Annotated in this window: 14 protein-coding genes; 8 read left to right on the top strand and 6 right to left on the bottom strand. The window is 71.7% G+C overall.

Annotated elements, in window-relative coordinates; translation table 11 throughout:
• Positions 1-21 precede the first annotated feature (21 nt).
• Positions 22-486, top strand: coding sequence for a hypothetical protein (locus tag AADR41_RS29120; RefSeq protein WP_342284381.1), 465 nt, complete (start codon positions 22-24; stop codon positions 484-486).
• A 138-nt stretch (positions 487-624) separates the two neighbouring features.
• Here the strand turns inward: AADR41_RS29120 and AADR41_RS29115 are convergent, their stop codons facing one another.
• Complete coding sequence (locus AADR41_RS29115) at positions 625-1,758, bottom strand: DUF5808 domain-containing protein (RefSeq protein ID WP_342284380.1); 1,134 nt, start codon at positions 1,756-1,758, stop codon at positions 625-627.
• A gap of 94 nt (positions 1,759-1,852) precedes the next feature.
• Positions 1,853-2,254: a GntR family transcriptional regulator gene (locus AADR41_RS29110; RefSeq protein WP_317865998.1), complete on the bottom strand. Its 402-nt coding sequence runs from the start codon at positions 2,252-2,254 to the stop codon at positions 1,853-1,855.
• A 119-nt stretch (positions 2,255-2,373) separates the two neighbouring features.
• On the opposite strand from AADR41_RS29110, the gene AADR41_RS29105 reads away from it, so the two are divergent.
• Genes AADR41_RS29105 through AADR41_RS29095 form a run of 3 tightly spaced genes read left to right on the top strand, consistent with a single transcriptional unit; the run spans position 2,374 to position 4,513 of the window.
• Positions 2,374-2,745: a hypothetical protein gene (locus tag AADR41_RS29105; RefSeq protein WP_342284379.1), complete on the top strand. Its 372-nt coding sequence runs from the start codon at positions 2,374-2,376 to the stop codon at positions 2,743-2,745.
• Positions 2,742-3,716: an ABC transporter ATP-binding protein gene (locus tag AADR41_RS29100; protein ID WP_342284378.1), complete on the top strand. Its 975-nt coding sequence runs from the start codon at positions 2,742-2,744 to the stop codon at positions 3,714-3,716. The genes AADR41_RS29105 and AADR41_RS29100 overlap by 4 nt, the downstream gene beginning before the upstream one ends.
• Entirely contained in the window at positions 3,716-4,513 is a 798-nt protein-coding gene (locus AADR41_RS29095) for an ABC transporter permease (RefSeq protein ID WP_342284377.1), read from the top strand. The genes AADR41_RS29100 and AADR41_RS29095 overlap by 1 nt, the downstream gene beginning before the upstream one ends.
• A gap of 20 nt (positions 4,514-4,533) precedes the next feature.
• Here the strand turns inward: AADR41_RS29095 and msrB are convergent, their stop codons facing one another.
• From msrB to AADR41_RS29075, 4 genes are all read right to left on the bottom strand, one after another.
• Entirely contained in the window at positions 4,534-4,941 is a 408-nt protein-coding gene (gene msrB / locus AADR41_RS29090) for a peptide-methionine (R)-S-oxide reductase MsrB (protein WP_342284376.1), read from the bottom strand.
• Positions 4,942-4,950: 9 nt separating this feature from the next.
• Positions 4,951-6,345, bottom strand: coding sequence for a UDP-N-acetylmuramate--L-alanine ligase (gene murC, locus AADR41_RS29085; RefSeq protein WP_342284375.1), 1,395 nt, complete (start codon positions 6,343-6,345; stop codon positions 4,951-4,953).
• A 59-nt stretch (positions 6,346-6,404) separates the two neighbouring features.
• Positions 6,405-6,857: an indole-3-glycerol phosphate synthase gene (locus AADR41_RS29080; RefSeq protein ID WP_342284400.1), complete on the bottom strand. Its 453-nt coding sequence runs from the start codon at positions 6,855-6,857 to the stop codon at positions 6,405-6,407.
• A 149-nt stretch (positions 6,858-7,006) separates the two neighbouring features.
• Entirely contained in the window at positions 7,007-7,771 is a 765-nt protein-coding gene (locus AADR41_RS29075; protein ID WP_342284374.1) for a pyrimidine reductase family protein, read from the bottom strand.
• A 37-nt stretch (positions 7,772-7,808) separates the two neighbouring features.
• Here AADR41_RS29075 and zapE point away from each other — a divergent pair, with 37 nt between their 5' ends.
• The 4 genes from zapE (at position 7,809) to AADR41_RS29055 (ending at position 13,459) form a co-directional block, all read left to right on the top strand.
• Positions 7,809-8,900, top strand: a complete 1,092-nt coding sequence (gene zapE / locus AADR41_RS29070) for a cell division protein ZapE (RefSeq protein ID WP_342284373.1) — start codon at positions 7,809-7,811, stop codon at positions 8,898-8,900.
• A 75-nt stretch (positions 8,901-8,975) separates the two neighbouring features.
• Positions 8,976-9,401 (top strand): OsmC family protein, encoded by a 426-nt coding sequence (locus AADR41_RS29065; protein WP_342284372.1) that lies wholly within the window; start codon positions 8,976-8,978, stop codon positions 9,399-9,401.
• A gap of 125 nt (positions 9,402-9,526) precedes the next feature.
• Positions 9,527-10,927, top strand: a complete 1,401-nt coding sequence (locus AADR41_RS29060) for an alkaline phosphatase PhoX (protein ID WP_342284371.1) — start codon at positions 9,527-9,529, stop codon at positions 10,925-10,927.
• Between the two features lie 309 nt (positions 10,928-11,236).
• Positions 11,237-13,459, top strand: a complete 2,223-nt coding sequence (locus AADR41_RS29055; RefSeq protein ID WP_342284370.1) for an FAD-dependent oxidoreductase — start codon at positions 11,237-11,239, stop codon at positions 13,457-13,459.
• Position 13,460: the final 1 nt, after the last annotated feature.

The following is a 13,460-nucleotide window of genomic DNA, read 5'->3' as shown; positions in this document are numbered from 1 at the left end:
TGACACCCCCAGGAGGAACAGATGACGACGAACCGCGGACGCAAGGACGTCATCCGGGACCGGATGGCCGCGACCGGCGAGTCGTACAACGTCGCGGCCCGCAATCTGAAGGCCATGAAGGACATGGGTGCCACGCGCGAGGCCGTCCTCACCCAGCGCTGGCACCCCGCGGACACGCTCGACGTCCCGTGTCCCTGCGGCGGCACCTGCGAGCCCGGCGAGCGGTGCGAGCGCTGCCACGCGCTGCACCGGCACGTGGCGCGTTACCCGGGCAGCGTCACGGACGTGGAGACCTGGGCCGACCGGTACGACTGCATGGGCTGTGCGTCCTCGTACATCCTGACCGTGGTGCTGCACGGACGGCCGTGGGGTGTCGCCGAGACGGTGGTCCGGGGCGGATCCGCGGAGCCGGTCGTGCGGGCCCGGGTGTTCCCGGGAGTCGCCCATCCGCTGCTGAAGCCGGAGAGCGCCGAGGACGAGGGCTGACGGCCGACGGCCGCCCCCGGCGCGGAGCACTGCGTCACAGCACAACGTCACATCACCGCGTCGCAGCTCTGCCTCGCGACACCGCGTCACAGCCCTGCCTCACAGCACCACGTCACATCACCACGTCACAGCCCTGCCTCACAGCACGGCCCGCACGACGGCCGCTCCCGCCGCGACGGCGAGGACCGCGGCCGCGGCGATCAGGAACCGGGGGTTGCCGAGGTTGACCGTCCAGCCGATGCCGACCCGCTTGGGCACCATTACCGCGGGGTCGTCGGCATTGACGTAGACGGTGCCGGCGCCCCGCCAGAAGCGGTCGTCGTCACGCGGGACCAGACCGGTGTCCTCCTCGCCCGCGGGCGCCCGCAGCCTGCTGCCGGCCGGCCCCACGCGCAGGGTGAGGCAGACGACCAGGGCGAGCACCGCGACGAGCGGCACGCCGGTGACGGCCCAGGTCAGAGGCGTGGAGCGGGTATCGCTCCACATCAGCGCGGACAGCCCGAGCAGCATGAGGTTCAGCAGTGCGGCGATGCCCATCATGGAGCGGGCCGTGAAGACGAGGTAGCGGCGATACCGGGCGGCGGCGGCCGCGGGGCGTGCCACATCGAGGTCGGCGCGGGCGCGCAGCAGTCCGGCGACCACGGCGGCGACGACGAGGGTGAGCAGCACCTGGCACAGGACGAGGCCGAAGGCCGTCCACACGGTGGTCGGGTAGGACTCGTAGACCGTGCCGCCGGCCGAGCGCCGGGGCATCGAGATGCGGTCGGGCAGACCGGGGTAGACGATGACGCCGGCGGCGACGCTGACGGCGATCACGACGAGCGCGGGGACGGTCCAGTACCAGGGGAAGCGGACCGGGTCGGTGCGCAGTGAGGTGTCCATGACGGCGCCCTGCCGGGTGTCTTCGTACCAGCCGCCGTCCGCCTTCGCGCGGGCTATGCCGCGATGGGCCCGTACCCACAGGGCGGCGGCGAAGGCGCAGAGCAGCAGGGAGCCGACGGCTCCGGCGGTGAGGGTGCCGAGGGCCGCGCCGAGCGCCGAGGCGAGCACGGTGACGACCGCCGCGGCGACGAGGATCGCGCCGCGGTAGTGGTGGCGCTGTTCCTCGACGGCGGCGGCGCGCGCCTTGTCCGGCGGTACACGTACGCCGAAGGGGACGGCGGCGGGATTGAGGAGCGGGCTGGGGGCGGCGTACAGGACGGCGCTCAGCAGCACGAGCATGCCGAAGTTGAGAGCTGCGTCGACCAGCAAGGTGTTCACCTGTCCGTTCATGTCACTTCACTGATTCCGGCGGGGCGGGGTGTCGCGCCGGGATCCGGCGCGGTCTTCCGAATCCGCGAGCTGCTTCTCGGGGCGGTCCCACGGGTCAGGGCGTCTCGTCCGGCCGCCCGGGGAAGCCGTCCAGGACCGTGTCGACATGGCGTGTCACCTCCTGCCTCGGGATCCCGCGGACATCCAGCTCGGCCAGGAGGGTGCGCATGCGCGCCTCCCAGTCGACACCGGCCCGCAGTTCGTCCGACGGCTGTTTGACGTCGGACCGGACCGCCGCGCCGCTCTTGCGGTTGACGCGGATGATCCCTTCGCGTCGTAGCAGGTCATAGGCCTTGTTGACGGTGTGGAAGTTGATCGCCAGATCGACGGCCAGCTGCCTGGTGGACGGGAGTCCGGCACCGGGCGCCAGAGCGCCTTCCGCGATGGCTTCCACCACCCGGTCCCGGATCTGCTGATAGATCGGCACCTCGCTGTCGAGGTCGAGCACTAGGTACACACCCCAATCCTATCTGCTATACATCTAATAGAACAGACGCTCATGGCGGATGTGGCAGGCGCGGCGACTGCGCGACTGCCCAGGGGCCCCACCCGGGCCCCCGAAGGAGGGGGAATCCCATGGCACTGATGAACATCTCCGACACCGGCCTCACCATCGATTTCAGCGGTCGCGAGCGCACCTGGACCCGGCGCGGCTCCCTGACCGTCCCGCTCGCCGCGGTCCGCCGGGTGACCGTCGTCGACAACCCCCTGCGCGCCGCCCACGGCACCCGCAAGGGTCTGCACGCCGCCGGGATCGCCAAGATCGGCGTATGGGGACTGGTCGTCGGCCCTCGTCAGCTCGTGGCCGCCTACCGGGGCCGGCCGGGACTGCGCGTGGAACTGGACCGCGCCGCCGCCGGCGGCGACTTCGACGAGCTGGTCCTCTCGCTCGACGAGGCACCGCAGGCCGCGCGGCTGATCGAGCAGCGGGTGGGGGGCCGGCGATGAGCGGACGGCCGCAGGGCCCGCACCTGGAGATCAGCGGGCTGACCAAGCGATACGGCGCGGTCCGGGCCGTCGACGACCTGAGCTTCACCGTGCGGCCGGGCGTCGTGACGGGCTTCCTCGGCCCCAACGGCGCGGGCAAGAGCACGACGATGCGGATGATCCTCGGCCTGGTGGCCCCCACCTCCGGCACCGCCACCATCGGCGGCAGGCGGTACGTGGACCTGCCCAGGCCCTCCGCCACCGTGGGCGCCGTACTCGACGCCTCCGCGGTCCACCCCGGCCATTCGGCACGGGACCATCTGCACATCTACCGCACCATGGGCGGCCATCCGGCCGAACGGGTCGACCGGTTGCTGACCCGGCTGGGACTCGCCGAGGTGGCGGACCGCCCGACCCGCACCTTCTCCACGGGCATGCGGCAACGGCTCTCGCTCGCCACCGCGCTGCTGGGCGACCCGCGGGTGCTGCTGCTGGACGAGCCGGGCAACGGGCTCGATCCGGAAGGCGTCGCCTGGCTGCGCGCCCTGCTGCGCGGACTGGCCGCCGAGGGGCGCACCGTGCTGGTCTCCAGCCATGTGCTGAGCGAGATGCAGCAGACCGTCGAGGACGTCGTCGTGATCCGCAGGGGCCGGCTGGTGGCGGCGGGCCCCCTGGCGGAGATCGGGCGGACGTCGCCGGGCACGGTGCTGGTCCGCTCCCCGGACGCGGCGGAGCTGCGCGCCGCACTGCTGCGCGGCACCACGCGGGACGGGACGGCGGACCGGGTGGACCTCATGGCGGACGGAAGCCTGCGCGTGTACGGGATGACGGACGGCGCCGTCGCCGATCTGGCCGCCGCCGAACGGCTGCGGGTCCACGGGCTGACCGCCGAGACCGGCCTGGAGCAGCTCTTCCTCCGGCTGGCGGGGGACGACGGAGCGGACGGCCACGACCGGCCGCGGGCAGCGACGGACGAGAAGGCGGCACGGTGATGAACGCACTGGTCAAGGCGGAGTTCCGGCGGCTGACCGCCACCCGACTCCCACTGTGGGCGCTCCTGGCGGCCGTGGTCCTCGGCGGCGGCATGGTGGGCGTCATGACGCTGGTCGGCCCGGAGAACTTCGATCCGCCCGCGCCCGGCCTGGACACCGAGGCCGGCGTCCGCTCCGTGCTCGGGATGCTGAGCTTCACGGTTTTCCTGCCGGCCGCGCTCGGCACCCTGGCGATGACGTCGGAGTACCGCCACCGCACCGCCACGTACACCTTTCTGCACGTCCCGCGGCGCGGTCGGGTGCTGAGCGCCAAGCTCGTCGTGTACGGCGTCGCGGGTCTGCTGTACGGGCTGGTGCTCACCGGCACCGCGGCGGCCGCCTTCTTCGGAGGCGTGGCGGTGCGCGGGGTGACGCCGGGCACGGACACCGGCGAGGTGCTGGGGCTGCTCGCCCGGCCGGCGGTGGCGATGGCGGTGTACACCCTGCTGGGCGTGGCCGCCGGGGCGCTGATCCGGCATCAGGTCGCGGCGCTGGCCGTCGTCGTCGGCTATCTGTACGCGGGCGAGTACCTGCTGATGATGATCCCGGGCGTCAAGCTGCTCTACCCGCTGCTGCCCGGCGGCGCCACGGCGTCCCTGACCGGCTTCAGCTATGTGGCGGACACGATGGCCGCCGAGCTGGCGACCGGCCCGGTGCCGCTGCTCTCCCCCGTCGGCGGCGCGCTGCTGCTCGCCGGGTACGCGCTGGTCGCTGCGTTCGTCGCGGTCCTGGTGCCGATGCGCAGGGACGTGCACTGACCCCGCCGTTCCTGCCTGTCTCAGCCCTCGTCCGGGGCCAGCCGCAGCGAGATCGAGTTGATGCAGTACCGCTGGTCCGTGGGGGTGGGGTAGCCCTCGCCCTCGAAGACATGGCCGAGGTGCGATCCGCAGCGTGCGCAGCGGACCTCCGTGCGGACCATGCCGTGGCTGCGGTCCTGGATCAGTTCGACCGCGTCACTGTCCTTCGGGTCGTAGAAGGACGGCCAGCCGCAGTGCGACTCGAACTTGGTGTCCGAGCGGAACAGGTCGGCGCCGCAGGCGCGGCAGGAGTAGACGCCTGTGGTCCTGGTGTCGGTGTATTCGCCGACGAAGGCGGGTTCGGTGCCGGCCTGGCGCAGGACCGCGTACTCGGCCGGGGTCAGCTCCGCCCGCCACTGCTCGTCCGGCTTCTCGATGTCGTACGACACGTCGCTCCCTCAGCTCGACAGGTGGTCCAGGATCTGCGGGCCGAGGTCGGTGACGTCGCCCGCTCCCATGGTGAGAACGAGATCGCCGGGCTTCGCCATTCCCGCGACGGTCCCGGGGACCGCGGCCTTGTCGTGGACGGCGGTGACATCGGCACCCGCGGCCCGTGCGGCGTCGATGATCAGGTCGCTGGTGATGCCGGGGATCGGGTCCTCGCGGGCCGGGTAGATGTCCAGCACCACGGAGGCGTCGGCCAGCGCGAGGGCCTGGCCCATCTCGGTGCCCAGCTCCTGGGTGCGGGAGAAGAGGTGGGGCTGGAAGACGACCAGGAGGCGGGCCTCCGACGCGGCGCCGCGCATCGCTTCGAGGTCCGCGGTCATCTCGGTGGGGTGGTGCGCGTACGAGTCGATGACCTGCACGCCCGCCGCCTCGCCCTTGAGCTGGAGGCGGCGCTTGACCCCGGTGTACTTGCCGAGGGCCGAGGCCAGGTTGTGCGCCGGGACGCCGAGGGCGACACCGGCGGCGAGGGCCGCCACCGCGTTGAGGGCGTAGTGGCGGCCGGGCACGGACACCGTGAACGTGAGGTACTTGCCGTTCAGGACGACCGTGACCTCGCTGGTCAGTCCGCGCGGGGTGATCCTGTGGACGCGGACGTCGGCGGCCTCGGACTCGCCATAGGTGACGACGTTCAGCGAGGAGAGGGACCGGACCCGCGCCGTCAGCTCGACGGCGCCGGCCTGGTCGGCGGAGATCACCAGGGTGCCGCCGGGGACGATCTTGCCGGCGAACGCCTCGAACGACTCGTAGATCTCGTCCATCGAGGCGTAGTTCGCGTGGTGGTCCAGCTCGACGTTGAGGACGATCGCGACCTCGGGGTCGTACTTCTGGAAGCTGCGGTCGCTCTCGTCCGCCTCGGCGACGAAGATCGCGCCCTCGCCGTGCGCCGCGTTGGTGCCGGGGCCGGCGAGGTCGCCCCCGATGGCGTACGACGGGCCGAGGTCCAGCTCGGTCAGGGCGACGGCCAGCATCGACGTGGTGGTCGTCTTGCCGTGCGTACCGGCCACCGCGATGGCGCGCAGCCCGCCCATGAGCGAGGCGAGCGCGTCGGAGCGGTGGACGACGGGGACCGACAGCTCGGCGGCGCGCAGCAGCTCCGGGTTGTCGGCGCGGATGGCGCTGGAGACGACGACGCACGAGGCGTCGTCCGCCAGATGTCCGGCGGCGTGCCCGATGTGGACGGTCGCCCCCAGCGCCCGCAGTGCCTCGGCTGTACCCGACTCCTTGGCGTCACTGCCCGCGACCTTGGCGCCGCGCTGGGCGAGGATCTTCGCGATGCCCGACATCCCGGCGCCGCCGATGCCGATGAAGTGCGGCCGTTCCATGGCGGCAGGAATACCGGGTGCCATGCGTGTGTCTCCCAGAGGTCGATGCGGGTACCGGGGTCGGTACGAGGTGCCCGCCCAGCCTATTCGCTGTGCGCGAAGAGCTTGAGCACCGGTACGCCGACCTTGTGACGGGCCCTGGAGGCCCAGTCGCGGTGGAAGAACTCCTCGACGTAGTGCGGCGCGGTCAGCACGATGACCTCGTCCGCCTCCGCGTCGTCGACCACGGACTTCAGCAGGTCCAGGGGGTGGTCCTCGATCACCTGTCCGACCGCTTCGGACCCGGCCTGCCGGAGCGCCTCCAGGGACACTTCGAGCGCCAGTTCGGCGGGCTGTCTGGCGTTCTTGCCCTCCGGCTCCTCGCTCTCCCTGGCGGCTTCCTTGAGTTCGCCCATCGCCAGGTCGTCGATCGCCCGCAGCAGCACATCGGCCTGGTCACCGCGCGGCTGCATGAGCACGACGAAGGAGGTCTGCTCCTCCCCGTGCAGGGTGGTGACGAAGTCGACGTCCTCGGAGGTGAGGGGCTTCTCGATCATCAAAACGCTGGTGAACACCACGGGTGCCCTTCTGCTTCAGTGACCGTCGCCGATCACTGCTGAAACCATCCTTCCCCGTGCTCGCACGGGGTCTGCGAGAGTAATTGTGCCCACCGGAAGCTAACCGGAACGGCAAATTCCGCTGAATGTCAGCTCCGACGGTACCGAGTGAAGAGGAACCCGGCCTCTTCCAGCATCGATGTCAGGGCGAATCGTTTTGGCAAGGCCACCGACGGACCACCCGCGATCCGCTGCGCGTCCCCGGCGGTCATCATCGGCGAGAGGGTCAGACAGAGCTCGTCCAGCACCCCGGCGGCCACGAACTGACCCAGCATCCTGGGGCCGCCCTCGGTCAGCAGCCGCTTGAACCCCCGGTCCGCCAGTTCCCGAACGGCCCTGGCGGGGTCCACCCGGGAACCCTCCCCCGCGACCACCACCTCGGCGCCCGCCCGGCGCGCCTCCTCGATCCGGCCCGGCGGGGCCCCGGCGCCGGTCAGCACGAGGGTCGGGACGAGCGGCCGGGTGAAGAGCGGCAGGGAGAAGTCGAGGTCCAGGCTGCCGCTCACCACGGCGATCGCGGGGGCGGGCCCCTGCCCCGCCGCGGCCCGGCGGGCGGCGAACACCTCACGGGCCCTGGCCGGACGGTAGCCCTCCAGGCGTACCGTCTCCGCGCCGGCGAGGACCACGTCCGCCAGACCGCGCAGGGTGCCGAAGATCCGCATGTCGCTCTCGCAGGAGATCGGCTGCGAGCGGCCGTCGTGCTGGGCGGCCCCGTCGAGCGTCGAGACCATGTTGGCGCGCAGCCAGGGGCCGTCCTGCTCGGGGTAGGCGTAGGCGTCGGCCAGGGCGTCCGGACTCCACTCCCCCCCGTCGTCGGCCGGTGTCGGGTCGGTCACAGGGAAGAGGCGTCGCATGTCGTGCAGTCTGGCACGGCGCTTAAGGTTGAGAGTTGTGTCGTCCTCCACAGCCGTGCCGGGGCAGAGCCCCATAGCCGAAACGGCCCCCCTGTCCCTCTGCGCACTCGAACCCCGCGTTCCCGCCGACCGGCTGGTCGCCGAGATGGTGCCGCCGCCGCGCTTCGACTCCGTACGCTTCGATACGTACGACCCGGACCCGAACCAGCCGAGCCAGACCCGGGCGGTCGAGGTCCTGAGCGGCTTCGCGGCCGGACTCGGCGGGGCGCACGCCAGCGGCTCGGGCAAGCGCAAGTGGTTCAGCAGGAAGCCCGCGGCCCCGTCCGCGCCGCTCGGGGTCTACCTCGACGGCGGCTACGGCGTCGGCAAGACCCATCTGCTGGCCTCCCTCTGGCACGCCACCCCCGCCGCCCCGTCGCTGAAGGCGTTCGGCACCTTCGTCGAGCTGACGAACCTGGTCGGCGCGCTGGGCTTCCAGCAGACCGTGCAGACGCTGAGCGGGCACCGGCTGCTGTGCATCGACGAGTTCGAGCTGGACGACCCGGGCGACACCGTGCTGGTGTCGTCGCTGCTGAGCAGGCTGGTGGAGGCGGGGGTCGCGCTCGCCGCCACCTCCAACACGCTGCCCGGCAAGCTCGGCGAGGGCCGGTTCGCCGCGGCGGACTTCCTGCGGGAGATCCAGGGGCTGTCCGCGCACTTCCGCCCGCTGCGGATCGACGGGGAGGACTACCGCCACCGCGGGCTGCCCGAGGCGCCCCCGCCGTACTCCGAGGAGCAGGTCACCAGAGCGGCGTACGCCACCGAAGGGGCCAGTCTGGACGACTTCCCCTCACTGCTCGGCCATCTCGCCCGGGTCCACCCGAGCCGCTACGGCGCGCTGACGGACGGCCTGCGGGCGGTCTGCCTCACCGAGGTCCAGCCGGTCCCCGACCAGTCGACCGCGCTGCGCCTCGTCGTCCTCGCCGACCGGCTGTACGACCGGGAGGTCCCGGTGCTCGCCTCCGGGCTGCCGTTCGACCGGCTGTTCAGCGAAGAGATGCTGAACGGCGGGTACCGGAAGAAGTACTTCCGGGCGATCTCCCGGCTGACGGCGCTGGCGCGCGACGCGAAGGGGCTGGTGGCGCAGTAGGTTCGGGGACGTACCACCCCGAGGCGCCCCCGGGGCGCCCGTAGCGACCGCGCACACCGTTTGAAGGGATCCAGCATGGCTACCACCCGCCAGGCCCACACGGTCTGGGAAGGCAACCTGATCGAGGGCAAGGGTGTCGTCACCTTCGACTCCTCCGGCATCGGCGAGTTCGACGTCTCCTGGCCGTCCCGCGCGGAGAAGCCGAACGGCAAGACCTCTCCCGAGGAGCTCATCGCGGCGGCCCACTCCAGCTGCTTCTCGATGGCGCTGTCCCACGGACTGGCCTCGGCCGGCACCCCGTCGACCCAGCTGACCACCACGGCCGATGTCACCTTCCAGCCGGGCACCGGCATCACCGGCATCCACCTCACCGTCCGGGGCGAGGTGCCCGGCATCGACGAGGCGGACTTCGTCAAGGCCGCCGAGGACGCCAAGGCGAACTGCCCGGTCAGCCAGGCGCTGACGGGTACGACGATCACGCTCTCCGCCTCGCTGCTCTGATCACGGGGGCCACTCGGGGCCCGGGACACACCCGCGGCTCGGTGACCCGCATGGTTCCCGCGCGGCTGTGCGCGTGGTACACACATGCGGGTCACTTCTCCTGTCCGCCAGCAGGGAGTTGCCCCATGTCATCAGAGACATCACGACCGACCGCAGAAACGTCGCGCCCCGCCGCCACCCGCCGTCAGGTCCTGGCCGGCAGCGGCGCGGCCATCGCCTCGGTCGCCTTCACCGGAGCGTTCTCCGAACTCTTCGCGGGCACCGCGGCCGCCCGGGGACACGCCGGGTACGGCCCGCTGGTGCCGGACCCCGACGGGCTGCTCGATCTTCCCAGGGGCTTCCGCTACCGGGTGCTGTCCCGGGAGGGCGACCCGCTCCGCTCCGGCGAGGGCCCGGTCCCCAGCAACCACGACGGCATGGCCGCCTTCGCGGGCCGCCACGGACACGTCCGCCTGGTCCGCAACCACGAGAACCGCGTCACCGCGAAGCTCCAGGTCCCGGTCGTCGAGGGGCTCACCTACGACCCGATGGGCAAGGGCGGCTGTACGGCCCTGGAGCTGGACGGCCGCAACAACGTCCTCGGTGAGCGCGTCGCCATCGCCGGTACGGCGGTGAACTGCGCGGGTGGCCGCACCCCCTGGAACACCTGGCTGACCTGCGAGGAGACCGAGGACAGAGCGGGCACCAACGGCTACACCAAGGACCACGGCTTCATCTTCGAGGTGGACGGCGCCGATCCGCACCGCACGGGGGCCGTGCCGCTCACCGCGATGGGCCGCTTCCAGCACGAGGCCATCGCGATCGACCCGGCGAACGGGACCGTCTACGAGACGGAGGACGCGTTCGAGAAGCCGTTCGGGCTCTTCTACCGCTTCCTGCCGGACAAGCCGCTCGGCGGTACCGGCTCGCTGCGGGCCGGCGGCCGGCTGGAGGCCATGCGGGTGCCGGACGTCCCCGACCTCTCCGTGGTCCAGGAGACCGGCGCGAGCTTCGAGCGCGTCGAATGGGTTCCGGTACCGGATCCGCTGGCCGCCGGGACACCGATCCGGTTCCAGGACTTCGGCCCCAGGGGCATCACCCACGCGCAGAAGCTGGAGGGCTGCTACTGGGGCGGGTCCTCGGTCTACTTCGTCTCCAGCTTCGCGCACAGCGCGGAGGGGTCGGCCGCCGACCACTACGGCCAGGTGTGGCGGTACGAGCCGAAGCGGCGCCGTCTCACCCTCGTGATCGTCTTCGGCCCCGGCACCGACGTGCAACTGCCGGGCGAGTCCCCGGACAACATCACTCTCGCCGCCGACGGCGGGCTGATGGTGTGCGAGGACGGCGGCGGCGCACAGCATGTCTTCGGGCTGACGCGGCGCGGCGAGGTGTACGCGATGGCCCGGGGCCGGCAGAACATCGGGACGCCCGAGAAGCCGGAGTGGGGAGAGTTCGCCGGGGTCACCTTCGCGCCGGACGGCGGGACGATGTTCGTGAACTGCTACACGCCGGGGACCACGTTCGCGGTGACGGGGCCGTGGCGCTGACGCGCTGATCCGCCGACGTACCGGAGGGGGCGGGCGGCCGGTGCCCGCCCCCTTCGCGCCGCCCGGAGCGGGGTCCGTGTTCTGCACAGCGGAACAGCGGGCGGGAGGGCCGGAGGAACGCCCCGCGGGACGATGGAAGTTGGTCGAAGAAGCTGCGGCGGAACGGCATCGGTGGAGATAGGCTCCCGCCTGGTTCCGCGTGCCTCCGCGGGACCTGCCGCACCGGCAGGCAAGGAGGAAGCCCTTGTCCTCACCGGTGCACCGCATGTTCTCCACAGCCTCGAAACCAACCCCGATGGGACGTGAACAATGAGGCGCGAAACCGCACGGCACGACATCACCGTCGTCGGCGGCGGACTGGCCGGTGTGTGCGCGGCGATAGCCGCCGCCCGGCTGGGCCGTACCGTGGCGCTCATCAACAACCGGCCGGTACTCGGCGGGAATTCCAGCAGCGAGGTCCGGGTCTGGGTCGTCGGCGCCACCGCGCACGGCAACAACCACAACGCCCGCGAGGGCGGCATCATGGGCGAGCTCTTCGTCGAGAACCAGTTCCGCAACCCGGACGGGAACCCGTACTACTGGGACACGGTCGTCCTGGACGCGGTCCGGGCCGAGCCCGGGATCACGCTCTACCTCAACACCGATGTCAGGGAAGTGGATGCCGAGGGGCCCGAGGACGCCCGGCACATCACCGCCGTCACCGGCTGGATGATGGGTTCCGAGCGGCACATCCGCTTCGAGAGCGAGATGTTCCTGGACTGCTCGGGGGACGGCCTGATCGGCCACCTGGCGGGCGCCCGGCACCGCATCGGCCGGGAGTCGCGCGCCGAGTACGACGAGGCATGGGCGCCCGAGGAGGCCGACCGCATCACACTGGGATCGACCCTGCTCTTCTACACCAAGGACGCCGGGCACCCGGTCAAGTACGTGCCGCCGTCCTTCGCCAGGAACATCGCCGAGACCTCCATCCCGCAGCGGCGCATCATCAAGTCCGGTGACAACGGCTGCGCGTACTGGTGGATCGAGTTCGGGGGCGAGCTGGACACGGTACATGACAACGATGTCATCCGTGATGAGCTGTGGGCGGTGATCCACGGCATCTGGGACCACATCAAGAACTCCGGCGAGTTCGACGCGGCGAACATGACGCTGGAGTGGGTGGGTTCGGTGCCCGGCAAGCGCGAGTACCGGCGCTTCCTCGGCGACTACGTGCTCCACCAGGGCGACATCCTCGGCCAGACCGAGTTCGACGACCGGGTCGCGTTCGGCGGCTGGTCCATCGACCTGCATCCGCCCAAGGGCATGTACGCCGACGGGGACGGCGCCAAGCAGCGCTACGCGGACGGGATCTACCACATCCCCTACCGCAGCCTGTACTCGGTGAACACGACGAACCTGCTGTTCGCCGGACGCAACATCTCCGCCAGCCACGTCGCCTTCGGCTCGACCCGCGTCATGGCGACCTGCGCCACCGTCGGCCAGGCGGCCGGCACCGCCGCCGCGCTCTGCGCCACCGGGGAGGTCACCCCGCGTGAACTCCCCGTATCCGAACTGCAGCGCACCCTGCTGCGGGAGGACGCCTCCGTCGTCGGACTGGCGTCGAGCGACCCGGACGACCTGGCCCTGAGCGCCACCGTCACGGCCTCGTCCACGCTGACGGACCTCAACGCCGAGGCACTGCTGGAGCGCGTGCCGCTGACCGCCGACGCCGGCCTGGTGCTGCCCGTCGACCCCGGGCTGACCGGCCTCGAACTGCTCGTCGACGCCGAGCGGGACACCGAACTCGTGGTCGAGCTGTACGACCCGGAACTCGGGCAGAACTACGTCCCGCGCCGCCTCGTCGGCTCCGTCACCGTCCCGGTCGCCGCCGGGTCGAAGCAGTGGGTCGGGACGGGGCTGCGCTGGTCGCCCGGGAGCGCCCGCAACGCCTTCGTCCGCGTACGCGCGAACGAGGATCTCGCCCTGTACAGCACCGACGGGCCGGTCCCGGGTGTTCTCGGCTTCACCTACGTTCCGCTGCGCCCGGAGCAGGAGTCGCCGCAGCCGCTGCGCGAGTGGACCGACGACGGTCTGCTGCGCCGCGCCTTCTGCTTCCGGGCGGGCGAGACCGCCGCGTACGCCCCCGCCAAGGCCGTGGACGGCCATGCCCGCCCGTACGCCGGTCCGCACATGTGGGTCTCCGGGCCGCTCCGGGACGGCGCCGGGGCCTGGCTGGAGCTGGCCTGGCCGCAGCCGGTCACCCTGGGGCGGATCGACGTGCTCGCCGACGACGACGTCAACGAGGACCTGATCAACCTGCACCACCACCGCACGCCCTTCGAGACGCTGCCCACCCTGCTGCGGGACTACCGCGTCGAGGCGCGTGACGCGGACGGCATTTGGCGGACCGTCTCCCGCACGACGGACAACCGGCGGCGCCGCCAGGTGCACACCCTGGACGAGCCGGTCACCTCGACGGCGCTGAGGATCGTCGTCGAGGCGACCAACGGGGCCCCGTCGGCCCATGTCGTCGCCGTCCGCGCCTACGCGTAGG

The organism is Streptomyces sp. CLV115 (assembly GCF_038448545.1).
In the GTDB taxonomy this organism is placed as follows: Bacteria; Actinomycetota; Actinomycetes; order Streptomycetales; family Streptomycetaceae; genus Streptomyces; species Streptomyces sanglieri.
Note: the sequence above shows the minus strand (reverse complement) of the source record. Positions and strands in the feature narration are given on the sequence as shown.

Bases quoted from the DNA above. Each gene is read 5' to 3' on its own strand.
- AADR41_RS29120 (WP_342284381.1), top strand. From the start codon at position 22: ATGACGACGAACCGCGGACGCAAGGACGTCATCCGGGACCGGATGGCC.
- AADR41_RS29115 (WP_342284380.1), bottom strand. From the start codon at position 1,758: ATGAACGGACAGGTGAACACCTTGCTGGTCGACGCAGCTCTCAACTTC.
- AADR41_RS29105 (WP_342284379.1), top strand. From the start codon at position 2,374: ATGGCACTGATGAACATCTCCGACACCGGCCTCACCATCGATTTCAGC.
- AADR41_RS29100 (WP_342284378.1), top strand. From the start codon at position 2,742: ATGAGCGGACGGCCGCAGGGCCCGCACCTGGAGATCAGCGGGCTGACC.
- AADR41_RS29095 (WP_342284377.1), top strand. From the start codon at position 3,716: ATGAACGCACTGGTCAAGGCGGAGTTCCGGCGGCTGACCGCCACCCGA.
- murC (WP_342284375.1), bottom strand. From the start codon at position 6,345: ATGGCACCCGGTATTCCTGCCGCCATGGAACGGCCGCACTTCATCGGC.
- AADR41_RS29080 (WP_342284400.1), bottom strand. From the start codon at position 6,857: ATGATCGAGAAGCCCCTCACCTCCGAGGACGTCGACTTCGTCACCACC.
- AADR41_RS29075 (WP_342284374.1), bottom strand. From the start codon at position 7,771: ATGCGACGCCTCTTCCCTGTGACCGACCCGACACCGGCCGACGACGGG.
- AADR41_RS29065 (WP_342284372.1), top strand. From the start codon at position 8,976: ATGGCTACCACCCGCCAGGCCCACACGGTCTGGGAAGGCAACCTGATC.
- AADR41_RS29060 (WP_342284371.1), top strand. From the start codon at position 9,527: ATGTCATCAGAGACATCACGACCGACCGCAGAAACGTCGCGCCCCGCC.
- AADR41_RS29055 (WP_342284370.1), top strand. From the start codon at position 11,237: ATGAGGCGCGAAACCGCACGGCACGACATCACCGTCGTCGGCGGCGGA.